The following is a 25920-nucleotide window of genomic DNA, read 5'->3' as shown; positions in this document are numbered from 1 at the left end:
GGGACTCCCCATGACAGACCTCAACATTGGATACGTGCTTCTGTGCGTATTCATCGGATTTTTAACCTACCAGAGAGGCGCGCTTGATGTCTGGGGTTCCCTCTTCATGGTCCTTATGGGCCTCCTCATAATACTATCAGCCGGCTTCAACTGGCTGATACTCATATTTATTTTTCTGATCCTTGGCCTCGTATCAACAAAGTACAGGCATGAATATAAGAAGTCAATTGGCGTCTTTGAGGGGACAAGGACCGCGAAGAACGTCATATCCAACGGGATAGTCCCCTTCATAATGGCTGCCTTCGGATACTATGATGGTTTCCTTGGAGGATTCATAGGTTCGGTTGCAACGGCAACAGCAGATACCATGGCCAGTGAAATCGGAGTGGTGCAGACTCCAAGACTCATAACAACACTCAGAAAGGTGGAGCCCGGTACCGATGGTGGGGTTTCACTTATAGGGACAGCCGCGGGAATAGCCGGTGCAGGAATAATTGGTTTTTCAGCCTTCCTGCTTGGAGTGTGCCCTGATCCCCTTAAATCCATGAAGATAGCCATAATAGCGGGTACTGTTGGGTGTTTCATGGATAGTTTCCTTGGAGCCGTCCTTGAGAGGAGGAAGTATCTCACCAATGAACATGTCAACCTCCTTGCAACGGTTACAGGGGCAGTTATAGGAATTATTTTAGTCTGATTGATCCAATAATCTAACAGGTGGAATCATGAAAGGGGTAATAATGATAATAGATGGGATGGCTGACCGCCCCCATGAAAAACTCTCAGGAAAAACACCTCTGGAGGCCGCTGAAACTCCTAACATGGACAGAATAGCTGAATCAGGTGTTAATGGAATAATGGACCCTATAAAGCCAGGTGTAAGGGCTGGTAGTGACACATCACACCTATCAATCCTCGGCTATGATCCATACAGCGTTTACACTGGGAGGGGTCCCTTTGAGGCTGCAGGTGTTGGAGTTGATGTGAAACCAGGAGACATAGCATTCAGGTGCAACTTTGCAACAGCAGATGAGAACCTTGTTATAACCGATAGAAGGGCGGGCCGTATAAGATCAGGGACCTCAGAAATAGCCAGAACCATTAATTCGATGGAAATCGAAGGATTTGAGGATGTTGAAATAATCTTCAGGGAATCAACGGGTCACAGAGCCGTCCTGGTCCTCAGGGGTCCTGACCTTGCAGACAGCGTTTCGGACGCTGACCCCAAGAGTGAAGGGAAACCACCGAAGAAGGTTAAATCAACTGATGGTTCACCTGAATCCATGAGGACTGCTGAAATACTTAACATGATTGTTGAAAGGTCCTATGAAGTCCTTAAGGATCACCCCGTGAACCTCAAGAGAATCAGTGAAGGTGAGGCCCCTGCAAACATAATACTCCCCAGGGGTGCCGGTGCGGTGCCTGACGTTGAAAAATTCCAGACACGCTACGGTATCAGGGCCGCCTGCATTGCAGAGACAGGCCTTATAAAGGGCATAGGGAACCTTACAGGTATGGATGTAATAGATGTTGAGGGGGCCACAGGGGGCATCGACACGGACCTTGACGGTATCAGGGAGGCCATAATCAGCACACTGAATGATGATTATGACTTCCTCCTCATCAACATAGACGGCGCCGATGAAGCAGGACACGATGGGGACCTTGAGGGGAAACTGGAATTCATAGAGAAGGTGGATGCCATGCTGGGTGATATGCCTGAAATGGATGATGTGTGCTTCATATTAACAGCGGACCATTCAACACCCGTATCGGTCATGGACCACACAGGGGACCCCGTGCCAATCGTAATCACAGGTCCTGGGGTCAGGGTTGACGGGGTTAAAAGCTTCGGTGAGAGGGCTGCTGCTGCAGGTGGCCTCTGCCGTATAAGGGGATCCGATATCATGGACATCCTCCTTGACCTTATGAACAAAAAAGACAAATTCGGGGCATGATATGAAGGAAAATCCACCAAGATTATTCGGGACTTCAGGCATAAGGGACCGCTTCGGTGAAGTGGTGACCCTGGAACTTGCAGCGGATACCGGAAGGGCCCTTGCAACGGTACTTGGAGGAAGGGGAAGGGTGGCTGTGGGTTATGATACAAGGACATCCAGCCAGTTACTTGAAAACGCCCTAATCGCGGGTTTGCTTGAATGCGGCTGCGATGTTATAAGGCTGGGCATGGTTCCCACACCCCTCGTTGGATACGCCACCTCAAGGCTCGGTGCCGATGCCGGTGTCATGATAACGGCATCCCACAATCCCGCACCCTACAATGGTATTAAACTCTGGAATCCGGACGGAATGGCCTACAGGCCATCACAGGAACGTGAAATAGAATCAGTGATCCATGAGGGAAGTTTCCTGAAAAGGGAATGGGACGGTCTCGGGTCAATAAGGGAGATGGACATAACATCCAGATACATGGATGAGGTTCTCTCCATGGTGAAAATGGAGAGGGAACTGAAGGTGGTTATTGACTGCGGGTGCGGAGCCGCCTCACACATATCACCCCTGATTTTCAGGAGGTCAGGCTGCAGTGTTATAACCCTTAACTCCCACCCTGACGGGTTCTTCCCAGGTCGTGACCCTGAACCGGTCCCTGAGAACCTCTCTGAGCTCATGGAGACTGTTAAATCCACAGGGGCAGATCTTGGAATCGCCCATGATGGTGACGCTGATCGGATGGTTGCAATTGATGATAAAGGAAGGTTTGCAAGTTTCGATAAGCTTCTGGCCCTCATGGCCCGTGAGATTGGTGGAAAGATAATCACCACAGTCGACGCGTCCCTCTGTGTGGATGAATGTCTCGGTGACTGTGGAGAGGTCATAAGGACCCGTGTGGGTGATGTCCATGTTGCAAATTCCATTGCAGAGGAGAATGCAGACTTCGGCGGTGAACCCTCAGGTACCTGGCTCCACCCTGACTTCTGCATGTGCCCTGACGGCATACTATCAGCCCTCCGTGTTGCCGAACTTGTATCAAAGAAGGGATCCCTTTCCAGTCTACTTGATGAGGTGCCCTCATACCCAAACATAAGGGATAAGATCCCCTGCCCTGATGAAAGGAAGAAGGATGTCATGGAGAGGGTTGCCTCAGAACTTGCAGGGCAATTCAGGGACCCTGCAGGTGTTGAGAGCATAGACGGGGTCCGTATATCCATGAGGGACGGTAGCTGGGTCCTTGTAAGACCATCAGGCACTGAACCATACATCCGGGTTACCCTTGAGGGTAAAACAGATGAAGAGGCAAGGGAAATACATGAAATAACGCTTTCATACCTTGAAAAGATTATAGGGTGATTGAATGCAGGCTGTTATTCTGACTGCAGGTGAAGGTACAAGGATGCGTCCGCTTACACTGACAAGGCCCAAGACCATGCTGCCTGTTGCAGGTAAACCCATACTGCAGCACACCCTCGAGGCCCTGACTGATAACGGTGTCTGTGAAATCGTCATGATCACCGGCTACCATGAGGAGGCAGTCAGGGACCACTTCGGGGATGGCTCAGACTTCGGTGCTGAAATCAGTTATATAAGGCAGGAGGAACGCCTTGGAACAGCCCATGCCATAGGCCATGCATCCGAAGTTATAGAGGATGACTTCATAGCCCTTAACGGCGACATAATCATAGACCCCCTTCTCATAGACGACCTGATCTCAGAGTACCTGAAGAGAAGCCCCGAGACACTCATGGTCCTCAGGGAGGTCGATAACCCCGGACCCTTCGGTGCCGTTAAACTTGACGGCGACCGTGTCACCGAGATCATTGAAAAACCAGGGCCGGGAACGGACGCAGGAAACCTTATAAACACAGGCATCTATGTCTTCAGCCCGGCCATCTTCGACTACATAGAGAGGACACCCCTCTCAGGGAGGGGTGAATATGAGATAACCGATTCCATAATGATGCAGGTAAGTGATGATCTTCCGGTGACCGGACTCGTATCGGGAAGGGACTGGATAGACGTTGGAAGGCCCTGGGAGCTCCTTGATGCCGGTGAAAAACTCATGAAGGACCTTGAAAGTTCATTTGAAGGGGAAGTGGAGGATGGTGTGACCATCCATGGCCCCGTGGTTATTGGTCCAGGAACCATAATAAGGTCAGGCACCTACATCCAGGGGCCTGTATACATTGGCAGGGACTGCGATATCGGTCCGAACAGTTACCTGAGGGCCTACACATGTATAGGTAACGGGGTGAGTGTGGGGAACGCCGTTGAAATAAAGAATTCAATCATAATGGACGGCACCAACGTGAACCACCTCAGCTATGTCGGTGACTCTGTTATAGGCATGAACTGTAATATCGGTGCCGGGACAAACATAGCCAACCTCCAGTTTAATGATGGACCCGTGAAGATGAAGGTCAAGGAGGAATCTGTGAATACCGGTCGAAGGAAGCTGGGTGCTGTATTCGGGGACGGGGTTAAAACAGGGGTTAATTCAAGTTTCAACCCCGGCGTTAAGATCGGGAAGAACTCATGCATAGGTCCGGGCTGCGTCATATACGAGGACGTGCCCTCTGATAAACTCCTGATCCTGAAACAGGAGTACATAAGCAGAGAATGAATGGGGGCTGGTTTCAATGTCATACAGGGTGTTTGATGGTGCAAGAATAGTGGGTGATGTAAGGATCGGGGAGGGATCCTCTGTATGGTACAATGCTGTTCTGAGGGGGGATATTGAACCCATAACCGTTGGGAAATGCTCAAATATCCAGGACAACTGCGTGGTGCACTCAACCAGGGGGTTCCCTGTTGAAATAGGGGACCTGGTCTCTGTTGGGCATGCCGCAGTGCTCCACGGCTGCAGGGTGATGGATAACGTCCTCATAGGGATGAATTCAACCGTCCTCAACGGTGCGGTTATAGGTGAAAATTCAATTGTTGGGGCCGGTGCCGTTGTAACTGAGGGAAAGGAATTCCCCGGGGGCAGCCTTATCCTTGGGGTACCTGCAAGGGCTGTCAGGACGCTGGATGAGGATGAAATAGGATCAATAAGGGAAAATGCCATAAGATACTCCAGGCTGGCACGGATATAGTTCACCCATAGAATTACTGGACCTGTGCCCTGAGCCGTCAGGGATAACCTATCATTAATGAAACATGATTAAAGAGTGGTTTTCATGGTTAAGGTCAGAAAAAAGGTTAATGAAATGGAGCCCTACGTTCCCGGGAAATCAATAAAGGAAATAGCAGAGAAGTACGGGCTCAGAGAAGAAGACATAGTTAAGCTCGGGTCAAACGAAAACCCCCTGGGACCGTCCCCCGCCGCTGTAAGGGCCATGGAGGAGGAGCTGGAGTCCGTGAACAGGTACCCTGAATCAGGACTCCAGGACCTCAGGGAAACCGTGGCAGACTACTCCGGTGTTGATGCCGAGCAGGTGATAATAGGTGGTGATGGAGCCGATGAGATCATAGAGGTCCTGGGGAAGACCTTCATGGACCCTGGATGTGAATTCGTGGTTCCCATGCCATCCTACATGTACTATGAGTACACCCTCCAGAGCCATGATGCAAGGCCCGCCTATGCCGTCTGGAACGTTGAGGAAAACCGGCTGGAACTTGATTCTGTACTTGAATCCCTCAGTGACTCCACCCGCCTTGTATTCCTGTGCACCCCCAACAACCCCACCGGTGGACTGATAGATAAGGAGGATATAAGAGCTGTTCTTGAATCCACAGATGCCCTTGTGGTTGTTGATGAAGCCTACTTCGAATTCGCAGGTGTGAACAATGTGGACCTCCTACCTGAATACGAAAACCTGTTTATAATGAGGACCTTCTCAAAGGTCATGGGACTTGCAGGTATGAGGATAGGTTACGGTCTTGGATCCCCTGCGCTTATAGAGTACATGCACCGGGTGAAACCCGTCTTCAGCCTGACAAGGCTATCCCATGCAGCCGCCCTTGCAACCCTCAATGACAGGGAATACATCCGGAGATCGGCCGAGTACTCCATAAAGAGCAGGGAGTTCCTCTACAGGGAACTGAAGAAATTTGATAATATAAGGGTCTTCAGGTCATATGCAAACTACCTCCTCCTTGACATACGGGATACTGGTAAGAGGGCCTCTGAGCTTGCAGAGGAACTCCTTAAAAGGGGTGTTATTGTAAGGGACTGCACATCCTTTAAGGGCCTGGATGAATACTGGATACGTGTAAGTGTGGGGACCCTCAGGGAGGACCGTAAATTCCTGGAGGTCCTCGCTGAGATTGTAGGGTGAACCCCATGAAAATAGGGTCCATGACCGTTTCAACCCTTGATTACCCTGGAAGGGTTTCCCTTGTTATATTCACGGGGGGCTGCAATTTCAGGTGCCCCTACTGCCACAACCCTGAACTCATTGATGGCGGTGAGGACGTGGATGTTGATGAGGTCATCTCAAAGATCAGCGAGTACTCTGAATTTGTTGATGCCCTTGTAATAAGCGGTGGGGAGCCACTGCTCCAGGCCGATGAAGTTGAAGCTGTGCTTGGACATGCAAGGGGTCTTGGACTTAAAACAAAGCTTGATACAAATGGTTCCTATCCCGGAAAGCTCATGAGACTGATACCCCTCCTTGACTATGTTGCGGTTGATGTCAAGGCTCCCCCCGGTATCTACAGGAGACTTGCCGGTGCAGGCCCTGATGGTGTCATGGAGAGCCTCAGGATCCTGAGGGACTCGGGTGTCATGGTTGAATGCAGGACGACCTTCGTACCGGGGCTCCTTGAACCGGATGACATCCTTGATATTGCAAGGTCCATAGAATGTGACGTGTACGTCCTGCAGCAGTTCAGTAACAGGACCGTTCTGGATGAAAGACTCAGGGAGGTCGACCCCCCATCCCCTGGTGAGCTCAGGGAAATCGCACTGAAGGTCAGGGAGTACTTCAGGAAGGTCATGATACGCACCAGGGAATTTGGGGATGAAGAAATCTGATATCCTGATGATAAACCAGGAGGTATGTAGGAATTGCCCATACTCTCATTCAGCAGCAGAGACATCGATCTTATAACCGGAAAACGTACCATGACCATAAGGAAGCGCTGGAAGAGGCCCCTTAAGGTGGGGGATCGTCTTCACTGTTACTGGAACCCTGTCTCAAAGGATAAGGAGAAGATATTCGAAGCTGTTGTTACCGAGGTTGAAACCGTTAAGTTCGGCCAGCTCAGGGAAAACAATGAACTGGCGCGGGAGGATGGTTTCAGGGATGCCAGGGAACTGGAGGAAGAGTTCAGGAAGATGTACCCTGGTCAGCTTGAGGATGACACGGAATTCCAGATTATAAGGTTCAGGAAGCTCCCTGTGGAAGAATGGGAGGGTAAAAAAATCGATGAGAAGAGGATGATAACCCAGAGGGCGGATATACTCTTTGAGTCCGGAAAGTTCAATAAATCAGAACTCTGCTACACCGCAGCCCTTAAAATTGACCCCGAGGACGTTTACATCCTTAACCGCCTGGGAGACAACCTCACAAGACTTGGACGTTTCGATGAAGCCCTCGAACACTACAGGAAGGCCCTCATGATCGAACCAGAGAATCCATACATATGGAACAACATGGCGATAACACTCCTCAATGCAGAGAGAACCGAAGAGGCCCTTGAAGCAAGTGAGAGGACTGTTAAGATAAACCCCGAGGATCCCGTACTGCTTTACTGGAGGGGGGTGATCCTCGAGGTTGCTGAGATGCCACTTAAGGCCCTTGAATGCTATGAGAAGGCCCTTGAGGTGGATCCGAGGAATCCTGAGCTGTGGAATGCCCGCGGGAATCTTCTCTCTGAACTTGGAAGGATGGATGATGCCATTGAATCCTACAACAGGGCCCTTGAATTTGCACTTGAAGACGAAAGGGGAGCCCATGTATGGAACCGTAAGGGTAACGCCTTCCTGGAACTTGGGAGATTTGATGAGGCCCTTGAATGCTATGAGAAGGCCGTTGAGATGGAACCATCCAGTGACGTCTACTGGACCAACCTCGGTGTCGCCCTCCTGGAACTTGAACGCTTTGAGGATGCCCTTGAGGCATTTAACAGGGCCCTCCAGTTAAACCCTGAAAATGAGGATGCCGAGATACTGAGGGATGAATGCCTGGAAAACCTCTGAAAAAATAAATAAATTTTCTGATCACTCAAGTCTTTTAATAGCCTCCTCCACAAGGGATATGCCCCATTCTGCCATTTCAGATGCCCTCTCCTGGGTATCTGATTCAGCAAAGCATCTGAATATGGGTTCGGTGCCTGATGGCCTTATTATAACCCATCCATCGTCCCGGAATATTTTAACACCATCCGTTGTGTCCATACCCTTAACGCCTGATTCCTGGGACACCATATCCTTAATGAGGTTCATCACATCCTCTTTGATCTCATCGGGACATCTTATCTTCTTCTTTTCAGAGTAGTACCTTGGCAGTTCTGATACAAGTTCAGAGAGTGGCCTGCCTTCGTGTGCCATGATTTCAAGTATCTTTGCAGCTGTCAGGGCAGCGTCCCTTCCATATACAAAGTCGGGGAATATGAGGCCGCCGTTCTCCTCGCCTCCAAAGAGGCCGCCTGTTTCCCTTAGTTTCCTTGCCACCAGAAGGTCCCCTACGGCCGTGGTGATGACCTCACCATTGTTCAGGGAGGCCACGTCGTATATTGCAGATGATGTTGCGACTGTTGTGACGATTATTCCTCCACCCTTCTCCTGAAGCATCCTCTTCTCAACGAGGGCGAAGGTTTTATCTCCAAGAACGAAGTCTCCATTTTCATCTATGCAGATTGTCCTGTCAGCGTCGCCGTCATGGGCGATTCCAAGATCTGCCCCTGTGGATTTAACAGTCTCCATGAGCTCAGAGAGGTTCTCAGGGACCGGTTCAGGGTCACGACCTGGGAAGAACCCGTCAGGCTGGGAGTTAAGGGTTATGATACTGCAGCCAAGTTTTCTGAGGATGTATGGCATGGTGTATGACGCGGCCCCGCATCCGCAGTCAACAACCACCCTGAATTTTCTTTTCCTTATTGCCTCTGCATCAACCCTTTTTATGACCTCCTCCTGGTATTCATCCACTACACCCTGATTTGAGGTGACTTCACCAATCCTGTTCCATGCAACCCTCTTGAAGCCTTCAGTGAAGAAGATGTCCTCTATCTTCTCCTCCATGTTTTCAGGGATTCCTATGCCATCGGCGTCAACAAATTTTATCCCGTTGTATTCAGGTGGATTGTGGGATGCTGTTACAATAACTCCGCCGTCATAGTAATTCCTGACCGCATACTGGACTGCCGGTGTCGGGAGTATTCCAAGGTCCACCACGTCACAGCCAGTGGACAGAAGTCCTGAGATAACCGCGTTTTTTATCATAACCGTGGATGTCCTTGTATCCCCCCCAACAGCAATCTGTCCATCGACAAGTGAACCATAGGCAGCTGCAAGTTTTGATGCAAATTCCGGTGTGAGAACCTCATTTGCAAGTCTTCTAACTCCAAATGTGCCGAAGAGTCTCTTCATCTTTATCAACCTCATCTGCGTAATCCTGACCTTTTTAGGATTTAAATGAGAATCATGTACCTGAGATCAATACACGGTAAACCACAAAATCCCTGTTCCTGTACACCATCCGTGAGTAGGGTGGCGTTCGGGTGTCATGGGCAAGGATTATGTATCCAACCCTGTCCCTCTTTATATCTTCCCCTGTGTAATTAAATGTGCCGATGTACTTGTTCACATTTATAGTTCTCCCCGATCCTGGGGCGTATCCTCCTGCAGATACTGGTTGACGTGAAACTGCAACTATGGCCGGCTGTATATGGTAATCGGAGGCAACGACGGTGACATGATCCCCATTGTATTTGAACCATCTGGAAACATCCAGTTCAGTTTCAGAAACCATTGGTTTTGCTGAAGCAGCGACTTTATATCCACCGGATAAAAAGAAAAATGTGAGTAGGAAGACCATCAGATAAACAAGCCACCTCTTATTCCTTATTTTCATTGAATTGAAGACTGTACCCGCCATGGTGGCTACAGGGAACAGTGCAAAGTACAGTATCCTGTTTGAAAGAACCTTCAGACCCAGCAGATATCCGAAGCTCAGAAGAAGTACAAATAGGGCCCATACCAGCATTATGATATCCCTCTTATCCCTTCTTGTAATGGCAAATGCAAATCCAGTTGCCGCAAGGACCGTGAGCAGTGAACCGAAATACGCTGGATAATCCTTAAGGTTAAGGGGGACTGAGTCTGGTGATCTGAATATAAATCCATATTTGATTATAAGGGGCAGATACCATGCTGCAGAGAGAAGGAATCCGGTTCCCATGATAATAATTACGTTTCTGCCATTTATTCCGCGCCCAGAAACCCATAGCACTCCTGTTGAGATCAGAATAACCGCAAGGGTGATGCTTGCAGATAATGGATGTGTGAGCATCATAAGACCGAGGAAAAATCCTGTTATGATGGGGAAAGCGCCTGAATCAGGGTCCATGGATCTACAGTACCCGTATACTGTGAGGGGTAAGATTATAACGGCAAGTGATTCAGGAATGGGGTAGAGCATCCTTAAAAAGAAGAGGCTTGAAATTGAAAACACTCCTGTTAAGAATCCTGTCAGGCCCCCATAAAGCCTTTCCGCGACATATGAAAAGGATAGTATTATCATGAAGGCCATCACGGGCTGTATGAACCTTGAAACTGTAAATAAACTGATCCCTGTTATCTTAACAATGAGGAGGAGCAGCATGTGGAATAATGGAGGGTAATAGATTGGCCTCCATGGGGGGCGCAGGTAATTGGATCCCAGAATACAGTGCCATGGTCCATGTAAATCATTGCATTGTGAATATGGTAATAAATGTCCCATGGTAATGGGATACTGTATTTCAGTGAGGGTACGAGTGCAAAAAGAAATGCGAATACCGCCGGTAGAACTACTAAAAGCCTTTCATAATTCCTTTCCATGATGGATCCTATCCCTTTTATCTTCAAGAGGTCCATGAACTCAGCACCTTCACTAATTGGTCAGGATTAACTCCCTCGGGCAGCAATAATATTTTTACAGATTGCAAAGGTTAGTTAAGTTTTATTTTTTATCAGTATAAATTTACACCGCATGGTTTTCTGAAATAATGGATATCCTTCAAAGTTAAGTTAGGGATTCTTAAAAAAGGTAAGATGGATTCAGAACCATTCCAGACTATTCAGATAGTTGCCTGTATGAGCTGATGGTCTTTCCTGAGGAATAATACAGGTGAGGTTTTGGATAATTTCCAGAATCCAGAACATTTCACCTCCAGATGCTGATACAAATCCCTGAAAAGTGAAGGATTCCGTGAAGGAGATAATTATGCTCTGCTGACAGCGGACATTCCTGAAGGATGGTCAAGGACTATAAACCAGCTATTCTCATGCAGGATTCTGCAGAACCTTTATCCCTGAAGGTTCATCAATCACTATTTCAGGAGCCCCCCGGTAATATGTCACCCTACCCGTAATCCTCACCCTGTTTCCCACAAGTATGGAGAGGTTCAGACCATTTTTTCTGATCTCATTTGCTGCTGACTCAAATATAACCGCGTTTATGGTCCCGGTTCCATCGCTTATCTTTAAAAAAAATGTTTCCGAGTTCTCTGATCTCCTGACCTCAAGGAGAATCCCATCCAGAGTAACCTCCCTGTCCATCATGCCACGGTCTATCATGGATACCTTAACCTTAGATGGCATCACCGTCCCTGCAGAGATTATCATCCCTGTGAAACCTGCAAGTCCCATGATGAGTGATAGTATCATGAGCTTCCGGTCATCCATTAAAACCACATGATAATTATATCACCAAAACCATTTAAATATTACTATCTGGTTTGAAAGTACTACCACGTTATGGTGGGTTCCCTGTCCTCCGAGAAGGTGGAATACTCATTCAGACAGAGATGGCACTAAAAATAACTACCCCTCCAGCAGATAGAAGATGAAATACTCATTCAGACTCCCCAAAAATTGACCTGATACGGGAGACCGTATCAACGTCCTCAGGGCTCAGATCATCCCTTATACGCTTCACTACAGGGAACCTCAGTGAATATCCGCTCTCATATTCAGGGCTCTTTACGATCTCACTGTAGGCAACCTCCAGTACTATCTCCGGTTTAACCCACAGCTTCCGGCCCTTCCTCTCAATTATCAGCTCCTCCATCCTGTCTGAAAGCTCCTGAAGGGTCTGATCATCAAGGCCGGTTGCAACATGTGCCACGGTCATTAGCTCCCCGGTATCCTCATCCCTTGCTGCCAGGAGATACGAACCCACAAGGTGAGCCCTTTTACCGCGCCCATAGGTGCCTCCAACCACAACAAGGTCCAGGGTCTCGGGTTCCGCCTTAAATTTCAGCATTTTTTTGCCGCGTATACCCGGTATGTAGGGTGCCATAACGTCCTTTATCATTATACCCTCATGGCCCTCCCTTATTGACTCATTGAAGAGATTAACCGCGTCTTCAACATTATCAGGCCCCACATCAACCATGTGGCTTGCCTCAACCTTTCCGGGGATTTCAGAGATAACAGACTCCAGTATACTCCTCCTCTTTATCAGGGGCTCATCGATGAGGGGTCTTTCATGGTATAGGACGTCAAATACGTACAGTGAGAGTGGAACCTCAACCTTCAGCCTGTCTATATCATACTTACGGCGGACCCTCTGAAGTATGTACTGGAAGGATGCAGGTCTGCCGTCAATTTTCACTATTATCTCACCCTCAAAGATGTAATCAGTGTCTGGCAGTGCCTCCTCAACCATCTCAACAATGTCAGGGACCGCCAGGGTGATATTCTCAAGTCTCCTTGTGAATATAAGTATTTCGCCTGATTTTCTGTGTATCTGTACCCTCACACCATCATATTTTGTTTCACAGAAGGCCCTTCCAAGTTCCTGGACCGCTGATTCAATGCTATCTGCAAGCTGTGCAAGCATGGGTTTAACAGGTCTCCCTGGCTCCAGGTTAAGTTTCTTAAGGCCCTCCTCTCCTTCATCCCTTGCAACCAGGGCAACCATTCCAAGGTCATTGGTGAGCATATGGGCCCTTTCCACCAGGGCAGGGTCAACACCGAAAGCCCCTGATATGGCATCCCTTATTATTCCCTCTGCAACTCCAACCCTCAGTTCCTCAAGAACAGTCCTTGTAATGTACTTTGCCTCAAGGGGCTTTGCCTGTGAGAGTATCTCAAGGAGTATGTCTATCTTCCTTGACTGCGCCCTCTCACCGGATATGGATGCGAGGGCCCTCAGTTTACTGTAGACCAGTTCAACCGTTAGTGGCTTTGAAAAAAATGTTGTCTGGGCCTTTCTTGAAAAGAGTTTTTCACTTGCAAGGCCTATGTCTCCCTGTTCCCTTATTTCATCCTCGATCTCCTCAACTGAAACACCCACAACAGTGGAGATTGCCTTCATGAGGAGCTTTATGCCTACACCGAGCTCTTCAGAGCTCCATGTCGGGAAAACCCTCCCCAGCATGAGGATGGTTACTGCAGGTAAAAGTTCTCCTTCAACACTCCTGAAGAGTTCCGCGAGGATCTCTGTCTTCTCAAGGCGCTTTGTTGTTGATTCCAGGGCTTTATAAACCCTTGCAAGGTCCATGTAGAGCATTTATTCATCTCCTGTTCCTGTGAAGTGTTTGAACAGCCTCCATGCCCAGTCGATGGCATCCTCATCCTCTGAGAAGATGAACCTTCCATGGTCATAGAGGCCGTCTGACATGAAGAGGCCCAGGGCCATGGAATCATCCGTTATTATGAGGCTGAAATTTAAGTCCCTGCTGATGGCTCTGATTTTCACCGAATCAGACGCATCAGATTCCACCGAGTCAGCTATATCCTCTGATAGTATTATTTCAGCCGGTATTCCCATCTTTATGATGTCCTCATAGAAGGGGTAGCATACACCCGAGAGTATCCATACCCTTTCTGAATTCAGAACCTTCTCCCTAATCCTGTCATATGGTGCTGTGAGGTCTTCAAGCCTTGCCTTAAGCAGTGAAGCTCCGTGGATGGAGTCAATATTCCCCAGGAGGGAGTCGGGTATTGAGTGGATGTCATGATCAAGGAAGAACTCGGAGAATCTGCTGATAACAGATAACGTCCTTATAACCCCGAGTATCTTCAGTGAAACTATCCTTCCTGTTGATGATAGCTCATAGCTCCTGTTAATCCTTGATACAAGGTTTTTCTCCTCAAGCTGGTATATGGCGTGAAGTATTGTTGATGAACTTGACTTTATGATTGATCTGAGCTCTGATAACTCCATCGGTCCATTGATAAGGGCCAGTAACACCTTAAGCCTTACATCGGAGCCGAAGAGGAACTTAATGTACGTCCTGAACTCATTGTACTCATCCAGCAACCGGATACCCCTCTACCTATTTCATGAAAACCTCAAATTTTCCTCCAACACCACAGATGGGGCACTCTTCAGGTGGCAGGGCCCTTGCACACAGGTAACCGCAGACCCTGCACCTTAGAACCGGCAGACCCAGACCCTCATTCCTTATTCTGCCCCTTCTTCCCGGTTTTCTCCTCTCAGGGATGGGGTGGAATTCTTCATTTTCATCCCTGACGTAGAGTCCGCAGTAGCATGTTCCATGTTCATTGATGTCATCATCACGATAATCGCATGGACACACTATGTCCCTGTCCTCCTCAGGGTCCCCTGATGCCAGCCTGCAGGGGCAGGAGTCGTATCCATATCTTTCACGGTTAACAAGCATTCCCTCAAGGAGATCAAAAACAAATTCCCTGTCAGGATTGATCTTATAGCCCGACTTTTCTGCGGACTCTTTTATCTCCCTGTATAGCCTTTCAATATCCTCTTTCATTGTATTTCCTCATTTAAGGGCTGTTTTTATTGAAAGGGAATCGAAGCCGACCACAACATCCTTATCATCTATTACAAGTGTGGGGAATGAAAGGGATGGGTTCCACCTTTTGAGTTCATCAAGGGCCTCTGTCCTTTCATCACCCTCAAGGAGATCCACGTATATATAATCATATGCGATTCCAAGTTCTTCGAGGAGCTTCCGTGTCTTTTTACACCAGCCACATGTGCTGAGTGCAAAGAGTTTTACCGATGCCCTCCTTTCACCATCAACATGCTGGAATTCCATTTAATCACCGTATAATTATATGGAGATGGGGGCTATTAATGGTTTCACAGGAAACATTCAAGATCCTCCGCTAAGATATAAAGTAGAGGATATTAATGTTTCCCCGGGAACACTGGAACAGTCGCGGCTAAGACAGCTGGGAGTCCATGAGAAGGGTCTGTTAATAGTTTAACCGGATCAGAAACATTATGACTCCTTTTCTGTATCATTCATCACTGTCCCTCAGGATGCGGAGGGCGCAGTATTCACCGCACATTGAACACATGTCCCGGTCCTCAACAGGACACTGCATCTTGTAATCGGCAGGTTTCCTGTGGTCAAATGCCAGGCTGAACTGTTTATCCCAGTCAAAGGATTTTCTGGCGTTTGCCATTTTAATTTCAGATTTCCATACTCCAGGGATTTTCTTTGCAGCGTCAGCTGCCTGTGCAGCTATCCTTGATGCCACAACCCCCTCGATGACATCCTCAACAGATGGGATTGAGAGGTGCTCCGCTGGTGTGACATAGCAGAGGAAGTCCGCCCCGTTCATGGCGGCCACAGCCCCTCCGATGGCTGAACTTATATGGTCATAGCCAGGGGCCATGTCCGTAACTATGGGGCCCAGGACATAGAAGGGCGCTCCCCTGCAGACGGATTTCTGTATCTTCATGTTGGCTGCTATCTGATCCAGCGGCATGTGCCCCGGACCCTCAACCATGCACTGGACATCCATTTCCCTTGCCCTCTCCACAAGCTCCGCCAGTGTCAGGAGCTCCTGTAGCTGGGGTATGTCAGATGCGTCTGCAAGGCAACCGGGCCTTAAACCATCGCCCAGGCTGAGGGTGACATCGTATTCATAGGCTATCTCCAGAAGGTATTCGTAGTTGCTGTGGAGGGGGTTTTCCTGCTGGTTGTGCATCATCCACGAGGCCAGGAACGCTCCTCCCCTGCTGACTATCCCCATGATCCTCCCTGACTTCCTGACCTTTTCAATGACATCAAGGGTTATTCCCGAGTGGATGGTCATGAAGTCAACGCCTTCCCTTGCCTGTTTCTCTATGGCCCTGAACATGTCATCCTCATCCATGTCCACAACCGAACCTGTGGATGCGAAGGATCCTACCCCTGCCTCATATATGGGTACGGTGCCCACTGGGACGTCAACTGCCCTGAGGATTTCCTTCCTGACTTCGGCAAGGAGTGGACCTGTGCTCAGATCCATAACCGCATCTGCACCGTACTCAACAGCAGCCATTGCCTTCTCAACTTCCTGTTCTATGTCCTCCATCCTTGATGATGAACCCACATTCGCGTTTATCTTTGTTGAAAGGTTCTCACCGATACCGCATGGGGATGATTTTCTGTTAACGTTGGATGGTATCACAATTCTCCCATCTGCAACGCACCTTATGAGCATCTGAATATCCACATTTTCCCTGCGGGCAATCTCCTCCATTTCAGGGGTTATATTGCCCTTTCTTGCTTCTTCCATCTGAGTCACTTTGATCCCTCAACTTAATATATGAACAGCCATACAAATAATTTCATGATCGGAAAACTCCGTGCAAGGGACATAATGCTCCGCGATGTCATTGTTGCGGAACCAGATGACCTGGTCGCGGCAGCCAACCTTAAAATGGTCCGTGCAAATGTTGGTGGGGTCCCTGTAGTGGAGGGTGAAAGGCTTGTTGGACTCATAACCCACCGGGACATACTCCTTGCCGGTGGAGAGGCCCTGAAGCTCCGCGTAAGGGACATTATGAGCAAGGAGCTTGTTGTTGTTGATGAGGATACCCCTATAGGAAGGATCAGCAGGATAATGGCTGATACTGGTTATCAGAGGATACCCGTTGTTGAGGATGGGAAGCTTGTGGGGCTCATAACCCAGAGCTGCATCATAAAGGCCCTTGCTGACCACATCTAAATTAGGGGTCTGGGTGATGTTTTCTCCTTTTCCCCTGCTTTATCCAGGGTCCTGCCTGTTCTATTCATTCTGAGTTCAATGAACCCTTTACCCTTCTTTGTGCATGCGTATATAGGTATCGCCGAGCCCACCTTAAGGAGCGCCCTCCTGTCCGCTATCCTCCTTATGTACCTTGATGCGCAGGAGGTTACAACATCTGAAGTGTTGATTATCTTCTCAGCCCCCCTGTAGTCCAGCCCTGTCAAGTGCACAGCAAAGATGTAAATCTCGCCATCAAGTTCCCTTAATCGTTCCGCATCCTCAGGGTCGGTAACGGTAACAGCAACTCTATTGTAACCCATCTTAATTGCCTTCTGAACCCCTTCAACCTGATTTATGGTTGCCTTTTCAGGTTCAAGGACATTTTCGGGTCCAATTGATTCTATGACCCTTTCTTCAGGCGAGGTGCTTAGGAACCCTGATATCCTTCCCCCTATCCCCTGGGCAAGTTCTGGTTCGGTGACTATGACCGTCCCTGCACCGTCACATACCATGACCGCGGCGTCAACCTCACCCTCCTCAAGGAGTGTTGAGATTATCTCCGAGATGCCAAATGATAGAAAATCCCTCATTCTTAATTCACGATCCCCGGTGCACATGCCAAAATCTTTAATGCGAAATTCAATATTCTCACGAACAGCCTCGGATGTGATTTTTTCAATGCCTCGATACTTATGGAACAGTGGACAGTACTCGATTAGTGGCTGGGAAACCTCAACCACCCTTCCATCCCTGACCCTGACACGGGTCTTTCCCAGGGCCTCCATCACATGTTCACCCAAACAGAACACCTCAACACCTATGGGTACGGGAACCCCTCAGCAGGACCCGGCTTTAAAATGAGGGAAGCATCGGACCTGAGGAATGCGTTCACCGTTGCACTCAATGAGCATAGCGTCCCTATGCCACATGCAACCCTATCATCACCAGATATGATATCAACAGTTATATAATCTTCCATCCTCACGGTCTCCCTGACACCTGCACGCCCCATCCTCTCCAGTATCCTGTTTCCAAGTGCACCCATTGGCTTCTCAAGCCAGAAGTGTTTCAGGGGGCACATGTCACAGTAATTCCTGAAAAGAATGTTCCATTTCCTGCTTCCAAAACCTGCATCAATCTCTGCCCTGACAGTCGCATATGCTATGCAGCAGCCCCAGTTCCTGCCGATTACGGCCCCATCCTCAATGAGTTCTGCATGAATCCTCCTCCGCTTCCAGGACACCCTGTTTATAATCCCCCTCTCATACTTCTCCATCCCCGTGTTCCTGGATCTGCTACTGGAAATCCTCTTCCGGATTGCTGGGACCCTTGAGGCTGCTATGTTAATGGCACATACAGGACAGAACCCTGATGCCGCCGATACAATCTTATCACCCTTATCCGAGTAGAAAACAACCTTTATCCCCGGACCTTGCCTTAAAATCTCAATGAAGCCCCCCTCTGACCACAGATGTGTGATAACGGCGGAGGCTGTGTTAACCACCCTCCCGTAGCCTGACATCTCTGCAACCTTTCTCCGGTCGGTTCCTGAAGTGAGGAAGGGTCTGAGTTTATCTGCAGTATCATCATCCATAAGGCCGGCGTCAATCTGGGCGTCCAGGATCGCCGGAGCCCATGTTATATCCATACCCTCACCCATGGTCCTGCCGGACCTGTCAGATATCAGCGCCCTCACCCCTTCAGGGCACTCCATGGTTTTGGCTTCAAGGCCTGTTTCTGTGAGTTCCTTGAGGACAGCATGACATATTCCACAGGCACCCTCCGAGAAGTCCGGACCCCTGATCTTCATAAACTCACCGGATAATTATATGTTGCATCTCAATTAATAAGGTGCGCACAGGACCATGGATTTATATACAACAGAAAAGTTTAAATTTGATGAAAACTGACTTTCTATAAGTCAGGCCGGGGTGGCTCAGCTGGTTAGAGCGCACGGCTCATAGGGTATTAAGCAGTGCTCTGACTTTTTCCTGGGATACCGTGAGGCCGCGGGTTCGAATCCCGCCCCCGGCATCTTAAATCTGCTTTTAATGGAGTTTATTCTATTCAGAACTCTTTCTGATAATTTATCTTATTCTAATGCCAAGCCAGCACAGATATAAATCCGGCGCTACATAACCCCTATAAAATGATTGAAGAGGGTTTAGATGCCAAGAAGATATGAGGGTATGGCCTACTGGGAGATGGTAAGCAGACACATGGGTCTGCTTTCAAAGGTTGATCAAGTGAAACTCAGGGATTCAACCGTCACGGTTATCGGCTGCGGGGGTATAGGCGGTGCGGTTATAGAGATGCTGGCACGTATGGGTATAGGCGGCCTCAGAATAGTTGATGGCGACGTCTTCGACATATCCAACATTAACCGACAGATTATGAGCAGTTTTCATGACCTCAAACTGCCCAAATCCGAGGTGACAGCAGAAAGGATCCGTAAAATCAACCCCTTTGTTGAAGTGGAGGTTTTCAATGAAATCTTCACCTGGGATAACGCCGACGGCATAATCGGGGAATCCGACCTTGTTGTTGATGCCCTTGACAACATAACGGGGAGGGTGATTGCATCAAGAAAGTCACGTGAAAGGGGAATACCCTTCATACACGGTGCGGTCCACGGGTCCCGGGGCCAGGTAACGGTCTTCACAGTTAATTCCCCATCCTATGAGGAGATGTTCAGGCTGCCATCCGCCGGATGCAAACTTACAGATGAAGTAATCAGGAAGCTGGATGGACTTTCTTCGGACACACCCCCTGTACTTGGACCTTTACCCAATTTAACAGGATGTATACAGTCATTTGAGGCCCTTAAAATACTTACAGAGAGGGGAAGGGTGATAGAGGCCCCCAGGATGCTGAATTTTGACCTCATGGGTGAAGAACCATTCAGGGTCATCGAGGTCCCCGTGGCAAAAACTATATAAACCAATAGAAGGAAAGTTATTTCCGGTGATAGTTTAGTTTCATGCCACTGGAGGCATAACCCATGTCAGATAAGATTGGAAGAATAATAGCTAAAATGGATGAATGCGGAGTAAAATTCGTCCGCCTGCAGTTTGTAGATATACATGGAAAACCAAAGAATATGGCAATACCCCTGGTGAGGCCGGACCAGATAGAGGACATAATAAAGGACGGCCTCCTCTTTGATGGGTCATCAATTGAGGGATTCGTTGACATAAACGAAAGTGACCTTGTTCTCAAACCCGACCCAGACACCTTCTCAACACTGCCATGGAGGCCGGAAGAGAAGGGCGTGTGCAGATTCATCTGTGACGTCTACTGGCCAGAAGGAAAACCATTCGAAGGAGACCCAAGGTACGTTCTTAAAAGAGCCCTTGAAAAGTACGAGCACCTTGGCTACGAGTACAACGTCGGGCCAGAACCAGAATTCTTCATCCTTGACCAGGACGAGGAAGGAAACATAATACCCCACGACTGCGGCGCATACTTTGATGTTGAACCCGTGGACCAGGGAACCGACTTCAGGAGAAAGCTCGTCATGGACCTTGAAGCCCTCAAGTTCGACGTGGAGATCAGCCACCACGAGGTTGCGCCGGGTCAGCACGAGATAGACTTCAAATTTGATAAGGCCCTTAAAACAGCCGATGCAGTTATAACCTTCAAGCAGGCCATAAAGGCCATAGTAGACAAGATGGGCTACATGGTAACCTTCATGCCGAAACCATTCTTCGGTGAAAACGGTAGCGGTATGCACTGCCACCAGTCCCTCTTCAAGGACGGTGAAAACGTATTCTATGACCCTGACACAGAAACACAGCTCTCAGATGAGGCCATGTACTTCATCGGAGGGCTCCTGAAGCATTCACCCGCACTGTCAGCTGTGTGCGCACCAACAGTCAACTCATACAAGAGGCTGGTCCCTGGATACGAGGCTCCTGTATACATTGCCTACGGCCTCAAGAACAGGTCAACACTGATCCGAATCCCTGCATCCCGGGGTAAGGGTACCCGTGTGGAGTTAAGGATGCCTGACCCATCATGTAACCCCTACCTTGCCTTCGTAGCCATGCTGGAGGCCGGTATGGACGGTATACAGAACAAGATAGATCCGGGTGAACCAACAGAGATTGACGTGTTTGATAAATCCATGAAGGAACTACAGGAGATGGGAATCAAAACCCTTCCATCAAGCCTCTGGGAGGCATACCACGCCCTTGAAGAGGACGAGGTCGTTAAGGGCGCCCTTGGCGACCATGTCTATGAGAACTTTATGGAAATCAAACACAAGGAATGGGATGACTACCGTGTGAGGGTCTTCAAGTACGAACTTGAAAGGTACCTTGACATCTGATTCCCCCAACTATTTTCTAAAAGTTTAAATAACCCCCCCTCCTATTTTTATATGGTGTTTGCTGATGGCTGAAGAGACCAACCAGAAGATGATGGAGATTTTAAGGATTCTTGCAGAGCACGACGACGTTCTTGGAGCCAAGATCATAGCCTCAGAGCTTAAAAAGAAGGGGTACAATCTCGGTGAGAGGGCCGTCAGATACCATATGCGCATACTGGATGAGAAGGGGCTGACCGAAAGGGTTGGCTACGCCGGCAGAAGGATAACAGAGAAGGGCCTTCAGGAGATAAACAAGGGACTTGTCTATGACCAGGTTAATTTCATCTTCTCAAAGTTTGAGAGCATGATCTACAGGACCAGCTTCAACCCAGACACCCTTGAGGGGAAGGTAGTTGTCAACACCTCCCTGATATCCCCTGATTCCATCGAAACACTAAAATCCATTATGAGAAATGGTTTCTGCCTCAGCCCTTACGTCAGAATTGAAGAAAACGACGATAAATATATCATAAAGACCATCTGCGGCACAACGGTGGATGGCATACTCCTTAAAAACGGGATACCCGTCATACCCCAGTTCGGGGGGATAGTCCAGTTCGACGACCACCAGGCAACGGCCTTCACAGACCTTATAGCCTACCGGAAAACATCCATGACCCCCCTCGAGGCCTTCACATCAAAGAACATGACCTCAATCCTCGATGTCATCAGGGAAGGTTCAGGGTCCGTGCCCGCCAACTTCCGCCTGATACCAGAGAGTGCCCGGGATGATGCCATCAGGATATTCAGGAAACTTGAAAGGGCGGGTATATCAGGGTTGCTTGGTGTTGGTCGTGGCGGTGAGGACGTCTTGGGTGTGCCTGTTGATGATGGTATGGTAGGCGTGGCGATAATAGGGGGTATAACACCACTCTGCGCCATCCAGGAGGCGGGTTATGATGCTGAAATTAAACTTGCAGAGAACCTCATAGACTTCAGGGATCTGAGTCCCCTTGTGAAGCCAGAAAAGAGGCTTGTAAGTTCATCTTCAACCGGAGGTATCAGGGTCCGTTTCCTCCTCTCAAAGGCATGGAACCTCATAAATGATGTTGACTTCAACCCCGCGGATGGTTCAGGTAAGGTTATAGCAAACATCTCCTTCCTCAGGAAGGATGACCTTGATGATGCCCTTGAGATCATCGGACATGTCCTTGCAGAGAGGCCGGAGTTCTCAACACTCCCCATGATAAGGGTAATGGATGCCGGGAAGATGGCCGGTATTGCAACGGTCTGCAGCCTCACGGTGGACGGTATACTGATAAAAAATGGTGTCATGTCCACCCCCCGCTATGGAGGGCTCCTTGAAACAGGATCCAGGGAAATGCGATTTGTTGAACTAACAGCCTACAGTGGATCCTCCCTTGACCCCCATGAGATTTACGTGTCAAAGAACATGACGGCTGTCCTTGATGCGGTTCAGGGACAGGGCAGGGTACTTGCAAGTCTCCGCGAGGTCCCCTACCTTGCAAGGGGACATGCCCTTGAAGTCATGGAGAACCTCCAGGAGACGGGTTTCCAGATACTTGGCACCGGTAAGCCAGGTGAGATACTCTACAATGCACGCGTAGAGAAATACAGGGCAGGGATCGTCAACCCCGGCGGACTTAACCCCCTTGCAGCGGTGAGCGAGGCAGGTATAGAAATAGAAATGAAGGCCGTTGAAAGCCTTATGGACCTTGAAGGGTTCCTATGGGCTGATGAACTCTGAGATGATGTGCATCCACCCATGAACATTAACTAGCCCCTGCCTCGTTTGGTCGATGAACTCTAAGATGATGTGCATCCTGGACCCCAAGATTAGACTATTCATGGGCCGGTGAACGTGGGAGGAACTGTATCCCTAACCTATGAATCTTCAACTTGGTTGGAGACGCTGGCATGGCATTGGCTACCCCCATGATCTGAAGTTTTTATAAACATGAAGGACCAATTAATAACCAAAGTAGAAGGTGATTTCTTTGAAGAAAGAAAACAGATGTGCAACCTGTGAGGAACTCTGCAGGTACATCAAAGAAGAAGTTAAACCAGGGGATACCGTCAGATTATCCCTTGGCCGTGTGTACATACCTGGGAAGGTTGTCACAAATAACTCAGGGGTTATTCAGATAAAAATTGACAGTGACCTTATAAAGGGTCTTACAACCATTGATGTTGAAAAACTAAAAGACTACCTCATTGAACTCGAACATGAATGTGAAGGTGGAGTATGTATAATAGAGGCCGTTGATGAATGAGGTGATATGATTGAACCCAGCACTGCAGATTGTTTCACTCATAGTGGCGGGCTTCATAGTTGTGAGTCTGATGAGCCATTTCCTCAACAGAAGCAGCCCCCAGTAGATACATGATTTTTTTAAACTTTCATCTTTAGTGTGCAGAATGATCAGATCCCCCCGAACCTCTGATTTTCCTTAATCCTACTGCAGTCTCATTATAAGGTGTTCCATGACCTGGATAACTCTCCATGTCCTCAATAACAGCGTTTATACAGTTTCCCTTCGATAACCATCCTCCTCTGTAGGTGAAAGCGCAGTCTCTGCGAACATCATCACATGGCTTCAGGATTGCGCAGATTGTCCCGGTTTTTGATTCTACTACAGCCACTTCACCATCCTCAAATCCCATTTCTGAAATTGTTGAAGGGTTCATGTAAATCCTTAAAAGGCCCTCCATTGATTTAGGTTCCCCTGACCCTATAAATTCTGGTGGCATGACCGTCAGGAGTCGCATTGAAGTTTCAGGTGCTTCAGGGGTTATCTCTTCAGGTAACGTGAACCTCCCTGTGGGAGTGGGGAACTCCATGTTACTGAAGGGGACCTCAGGTACCGGGTTTCTGTAGGGTTTTCTCAGGAGCTCATCAATCTCTATCCCATAATAATCCAGGAGGCCCGATGCTATTAGCTCAAGCCATTCCTTCTCTGATCCATTCATTCCCTGAATCCCCATAGTAATTGAGAGTTTCTGAAAAATCCAGAACTCTGACCTTGAATTTCCAAGTGGTTTAACTGCCCTGTTAACGGGGGAGACATAGCTGTGCCCGTAGCTACCCGCGAGATCCGTTTCCTCCAGAAAGGTTGTTGCAGGCAGGAAAAGATCCGATGCATAGGATGTGTCGTTTAAAAAGTGATCAACCATAACAACAAATGGCACCCTTCGAAGGGCCTCAAGGGTCCTCATTGAATTTGGACCGATGGTGACAGGGTTACCTGCGGTTATGAAAACTAATCTAACAGGTGGTGACTCAAGAGTATCAAATTCCCTCCCTAAGAGGGGCATGGAAATTTTTCTGGTCTCCTTCTCAAGGGTTACTCCCATATCAAATGCCCCGTACTCATCAAAGCCGCTGCTCACACCGCCCCCGGGTATACCTATATTCCCTGAGACGGCTGCAAGGGCATCTATAAATCTCAGCGCCATATGGGAATCCCTGTACCTCTGGAGGCCCCAGCCGGTGATCATGCTTGCTGGTCCATCGGAACAGAGGCCTGCAAGTTCCATCATCATGGATTCAGGGACATCAGTGATTGATGAGAGGCGCTGCAGACTGAATCCCTCGATTAATTCAAGGTATGCTTCAAAGTTATCCACATGCCTTTTTATGAATTCAGTGTCATGGAGGCCCTCTTCTATGATGATCTTTGATAGTGCAAGTGCAAGGTACTGGTCAGTGCCGGGCCTTATCTGACAGTGTATATCTGAACGCTTCGCTGTCAGGGTTCTTATGGGGTCTACAGTGACAAGAGTCGAACCCTGCCTCACAGCCCTCCTTATTATCCTCCACAGGTTCCCATCAGTAACGGAGGGGTTCCTGCCCCAGAGGAAGATGCATCTGCTGTTTAAATGGTCATGGGGGTCATGGGAGATCCTGACTCCGAAATCAAGCTCCTGCCCTGCCTGTCCTGTCCCGCCACATAGAGTGCCCCTGAGTGTTGTTACACCACCAAGAAGATTAAAGAATCTCCTGTTAATCAGTCTGAGGGCTGTTCTTACTCCAAAGCCCTGATAGTAGACTATTGATTCCGATCCGTACTCATCAACACATTCAAGAAGTTTTTCTGATAGTATATCCAGGCTGTGTCCCATGATATTCTTTTCCAGGTGCCATCATCTGATTTTATAAGGGGATCAAGTATCCTTGAACCTGAATAAAGCCTTCTCCTATGATAAAGTGAAGCCTTGCTGCATGAAAAACACCTGCTGTATGGATGTAACCTGCTGCCGGTTATTGATTTCACCCTACCGTTAACAACATACACATTTAAACCGCAGGCCCCTGGACAGTCCCGTGTACATGTCGTGAAAACCTTCATTAAAAGTCCTCATCTGATGCTCCCTGCAGAGCCCTGACTATGGCGGGGCCCACCCTCTCCCCTGACCTGAACACCTTCATGTTCCTCCCTCTGGCCTCCCTCAGGGTGCATCGCCGATTTCCCTGCATATAAATATCTCACAGTCATCCAGAAGATCAAATGCTGTTAACCAGCAATCTGAATGC

At 48.6% G+C, this 25920-nt stretch carries 26 protein-coding genes and 1 tRNA gene; 14 read left to right on the top strand and 13 right to left on the bottom strand.

The window, feature by feature from the left end:
• The first annotated feature begins 10 nt into the window (after positions 1-10).
• From FZP57_RS00590 to FZP57_RS00555, 8 genes are all read left to right on the top strand, one after another.
• Positions 11-694 (top strand): TIGR00297 family protein, encoded by a 684-nt coding sequence (locus FZP57_RS00590; RefSeq protein WP_074358308.1) that lies wholly within the window; start codon positions 11-13, stop codon positions 692-694.
• A 28-nt stretch (positions 695-722) separates the two neighbouring features.
• Positions 723-1955: a 2,3-bisphosphoglycerate-independent phosphoglycerate mutase gene (locus FZP57_RS00585; RefSeq protein WP_074358307.1), complete on the top strand. Its 1233-nt coding sequence runs from the start codon at positions 723-725 to the stop codon at positions 1953-1955.
• A 1-nt stretch (position 1956) separates the two neighbouring features.
• Positions 1957-3306: a phosphoglucosamine mutase gene (gene glmM / locus FZP57_RS00580; RefSeq protein WP_074358306.1), complete on the top strand. Its 1350-nt coding sequence runs from the start codon at positions 1957-1959 to the stop codon at positions 3304-3306.
• A 4-nt stretch (positions 3307-3310) separates the two neighbouring features.
• Positions 3311-4576, top strand: coding sequence for a bifunctional sugar-1-phosphate nucleotidylyltransferase/acetyltransferase (gene glmU, locus FZP57_RS00575; protein ID WP_074358305.1), 1266 nt, complete (start codon positions 3311-3313; stop codon positions 4574-4576).
• Positions 4577-4592: 16 nt separating this feature from the next.
• Positions 4593-5048, top strand: coding sequence for a gamma carbonic anhydrase family protein (locus FZP57_RS00570; RefSeq protein WP_074358304.1), 456 nt, complete (start codon positions 4593-4595; stop codon positions 5046-5048).
• A gap of 84 nt (positions 5049-5132) precedes the next feature.
• The gene (hisC, locus tag FZP57_RS00565) at positions 5133-6233 is read left to right on the top strand and encodes a histidinol-phosphate transaminase (RefSeq protein ID WP_074358303.1); all 1101 of its coding nucleotides are present in this window, start codon (positions 5133-5135) and stop codon (positions 6231-6233) included.
• A 5-nt stretch (positions 6234-6238) separates the two neighbouring features.
• Positions 6239-6931, top strand: coding sequence for an anaerobic ribonucleoside-triphosphate reductase activating protein (locus FZP57_RS00560; protein WP_074358302.1), 693 nt, complete (start codon positions 6239-6241; stop codon positions 6929-6931).
• Positions 6932-6964: 33 nt separating this feature from the next.
• Positions 6965-8098 (top strand): tetratricopeptide repeat protein, encoded by a 1134-nt coding sequence (locus tag FZP57_RS00555; protein ID WP_191216318.1) that lies wholly within the window; start codon positions 6965-6967, stop codon positions 8096-8098.
• Positions 8099-8119: 21 nt separating this feature from the next.
• Here the strand turns inward: FZP57_RS00555 and glmM (FZP57_RS00550) are convergent, their stop codons facing one another.
• The 8 genes from glmM (FZP57_RS00550) to thiC all read right to left on the bottom strand — a co-directional run bounded on the left by glmM (FZP57_RS00550) (position 8120) and on the right by thiC (position 16612).
• Complete coding sequence (gene glmM, locus FZP57_RS00550; protein WP_370518352.1) at positions 8120-9511, bottom strand: phosphoglucosamine mutase; 1392 nt, start codon at positions 9509-9511, stop codon at positions 8120-8122.
• A gap of 28 nt (positions 9512-9539) precedes the next feature.
• Positions 9540-10640, bottom strand: a complete 1101-nt coding sequence (locus FZP57_RS00545) for a hypothetical protein (RefSeq protein WP_238337928.1) — start codon at positions 10638-10640, stop codon at positions 9540-9542.
• 743 nt (positions 10641-11383) lie between these two features.
• Complete coding sequence (locus FZP57_RS00540; protein WP_074358301.1) at positions 11384-11785, bottom strand: exodeoxyribonuclease VII large subunit; 402 nt, start codon at positions 11783-11785, stop codon at positions 11384-11386.
• A 169-nt stretch (positions 11786-11954) separates the two neighbouring features.
• On the bottom strand, positions 11955-13616 hold the full coding sequence (locus tag FZP57_RS00535) for an ATP-dependent DNA ligase (protein ID WP_074358300.1): 1662 nt from the start codon (positions 13614-13616) through the stop codon (positions 11955-11957).
• On the bottom strand, positions 13617-14369 hold the full coding sequence (locus tag FZP57_RS00530) for a winged helix-turn-helix domain-containing protein (protein WP_074358299.1): 753 nt from the start codon (positions 14367-14369) through the stop codon (positions 13617-13619). It lies immediately after the preceding gene.
• Between the two features lie 16 nt (positions 14370-14385).
• Positions 14386-14841, bottom strand: a complete 456-nt coding sequence (locus FZP57_RS00525; RefSeq protein ID WP_074358298.1) for a ferredoxin-thioredoxin reductase catalytic domain-containing protein — start codon at positions 14839-14841, stop codon at positions 14386-14388.
• 9 nt (positions 14842-14850) lie between these two features.
• Complete coding sequence (locus FZP57_RS00520) at positions 14851-15129, bottom strand: glutaredoxin family protein (RefSeq protein ID WP_074358297.1); 279 nt, start codon at positions 15127-15129, stop codon at positions 14851-14853.
• Positions 15130-15334: 205 nt separating this feature from the next.
• Complete coding sequence (thiC, locus tag FZP57_RS00515) at positions 15335-16612, bottom strand: phosphomethylpyrimidine synthase (RefSeq protein WP_191216317.1); 1278 nt, start codon at positions 16610-16612, stop codon at positions 15335-15337.
• Positions 16613-16657: 45 nt separating this feature from the next.
• Here thiC and FZP57_RS00510 point away from each other — a divergent pair, with 45 nt between their 5' ends.
• A complete protein-coding gene (locus FZP57_RS00510; RefSeq protein ID WP_074359678.1) occupies positions 16658-17035 on the top strand; it encodes an HPP family protein in 378 nt (125 codons plus the stop codon).
• On the opposite strand, the gene FZP57_RS00505 is transcribed toward FZP57_RS00510, so the two are convergent.
• Together FZP57_RS00505 and FZP57_RS00500 are read right to left on the bottom strand one after the other, a co-directional pair.
• Positions 17032-17856 carry a methanogenesis marker 8 protein gene (locus FZP57_RS00505; RefSeq protein WP_074358295.1) on the bottom strand — a complete coding sequence of 275 codons (825 nt, stop codon included), beginning with the start codon at positions 17854-17856 and terminating at the stop codon, positions 17032-17034. The genes FZP57_RS00510 and FZP57_RS00505 overlap by 4 nt on opposite strands.
• Positions 17857-17873: 17 nt before the next feature.
• Positions 17874-18866: a hypothetical protein gene (locus tag FZP57_RS00500; RefSeq protein ID WP_074358294.1), complete on the bottom strand. Its 993-nt coding sequence runs from the start codon at positions 18864-18866 to the stop codon at positions 17874-17876.
• Positions 18867-18981: 115 nt separating this feature from the next.
• On the opposite strand from FZP57_RS00500, the gene FZP57_RS00495 reads away from it, so the two are divergent.
• From FZP57_RS00495 to FZP57_RS00475, 5 genes are all read left to right on the top strand, one after another.
• Positions 18982-19090: transfer RNA gene (locus tag FZP57_RS00495), tRNA-Met, on the top strand.
• Positions 19091-19224: 134 nt separating this feature from the next.
• Positions 19225-19995, top strand: a complete 771-nt coding sequence (locus tag FZP57_RS00490; RefSeq protein WP_074358293.1) for a HesA/MoeB/ThiF family protein — start codon at positions 19225-19227, stop codon at positions 19993-19995.
• A gap of 62 nt (positions 19996-20057) precedes the next feature.
• The gene (glnA, locus tag FZP57_RS00485; RefSeq protein ID WP_191216316.1) at positions 20058-21386 is read left to right on the top strand and encodes a type I glutamate--ammonia ligase; all 1329 of its coding nucleotides are present in this window, start codon (positions 20058-20060) and stop codon (positions 21384-21386) included.
• Between the two features lie 64 nt (positions 21387-21450).
• The gene (locus FZP57_RS00480) at positions 21451-23133 is read left to right on the top strand and encodes a DUF128 domain-containing protein (protein ID WP_074358291.1); all 1683 of its coding nucleotides are present in this window, start codon (positions 21451-21453) and stop codon (positions 23131-23133) included.
• Between the two features lie 241 nt (positions 23134-23374).
• Entirely contained in the window at positions 23375-23659 is a 285-nt protein-coding gene (locus FZP57_RS00475; protein ID WP_238337927.1) for a DUF2097 domain-containing protein, read from the top strand.
• Between the two features lie 133 nt (positions 23660-23792).
• Here the strand turns inward: FZP57_RS00475 and FZP57_RS00470 are convergent, their stop codons facing one another.
• The 3 genes from FZP57_RS00470 to FZP57_RS09575 are packed head-to-tail and all read right to left on the bottom strand — an operon-like array spanning position 23793 to position 25863.
• Entirely contained in the window at positions 23793-25508 is a 1716-nt protein-coding gene (locus FZP57_RS00470) for a molybdopterin-dependent oxidoreductase (protein ID WP_238337926.1), read from the bottom strand.
• Positions 25436-25735 (bottom strand): hypothetical protein, encoded by a 300-nt coding sequence (locus tag FZP57_RS09240; RefSeq protein ID WP_238337925.1) that lies wholly within the window; start codon positions 25733-25735, stop codon positions 25436-25438. The genes FZP57_RS00470 and FZP57_RS09240 overlap by 73 nt, the downstream gene beginning before the upstream one ends.
• Positions 25735-25863 (bottom strand): hypothetical protein, encoded by a 129-nt coding sequence (locus tag FZP57_RS09575; RefSeq protein ID WP_255477820.1) that lies wholly within the window; start codon positions 25861-25863, stop codon positions 25735-25737. Before FZP57_RS09575 ends, FZP57_RS09240 begins: the two co-directional genes overlap by 1 nt.
• Between the last annotated feature and the right edge of the window lie 57 nt (positions 25864-25920).

This window comes from Methanothermobacter sp. THM-1 (genome assembly GCF_009914355.1).
Lineage (GTDB): Archaea > Methanobacteriota > Methanobacteria > Methanobacteriales > Methanothermobacteraceae > Methanothermobacter > Methanothermobacter wolfei.
This window is presented reverse-complemented; position numbering and strand designations above follow the sequence as displayed.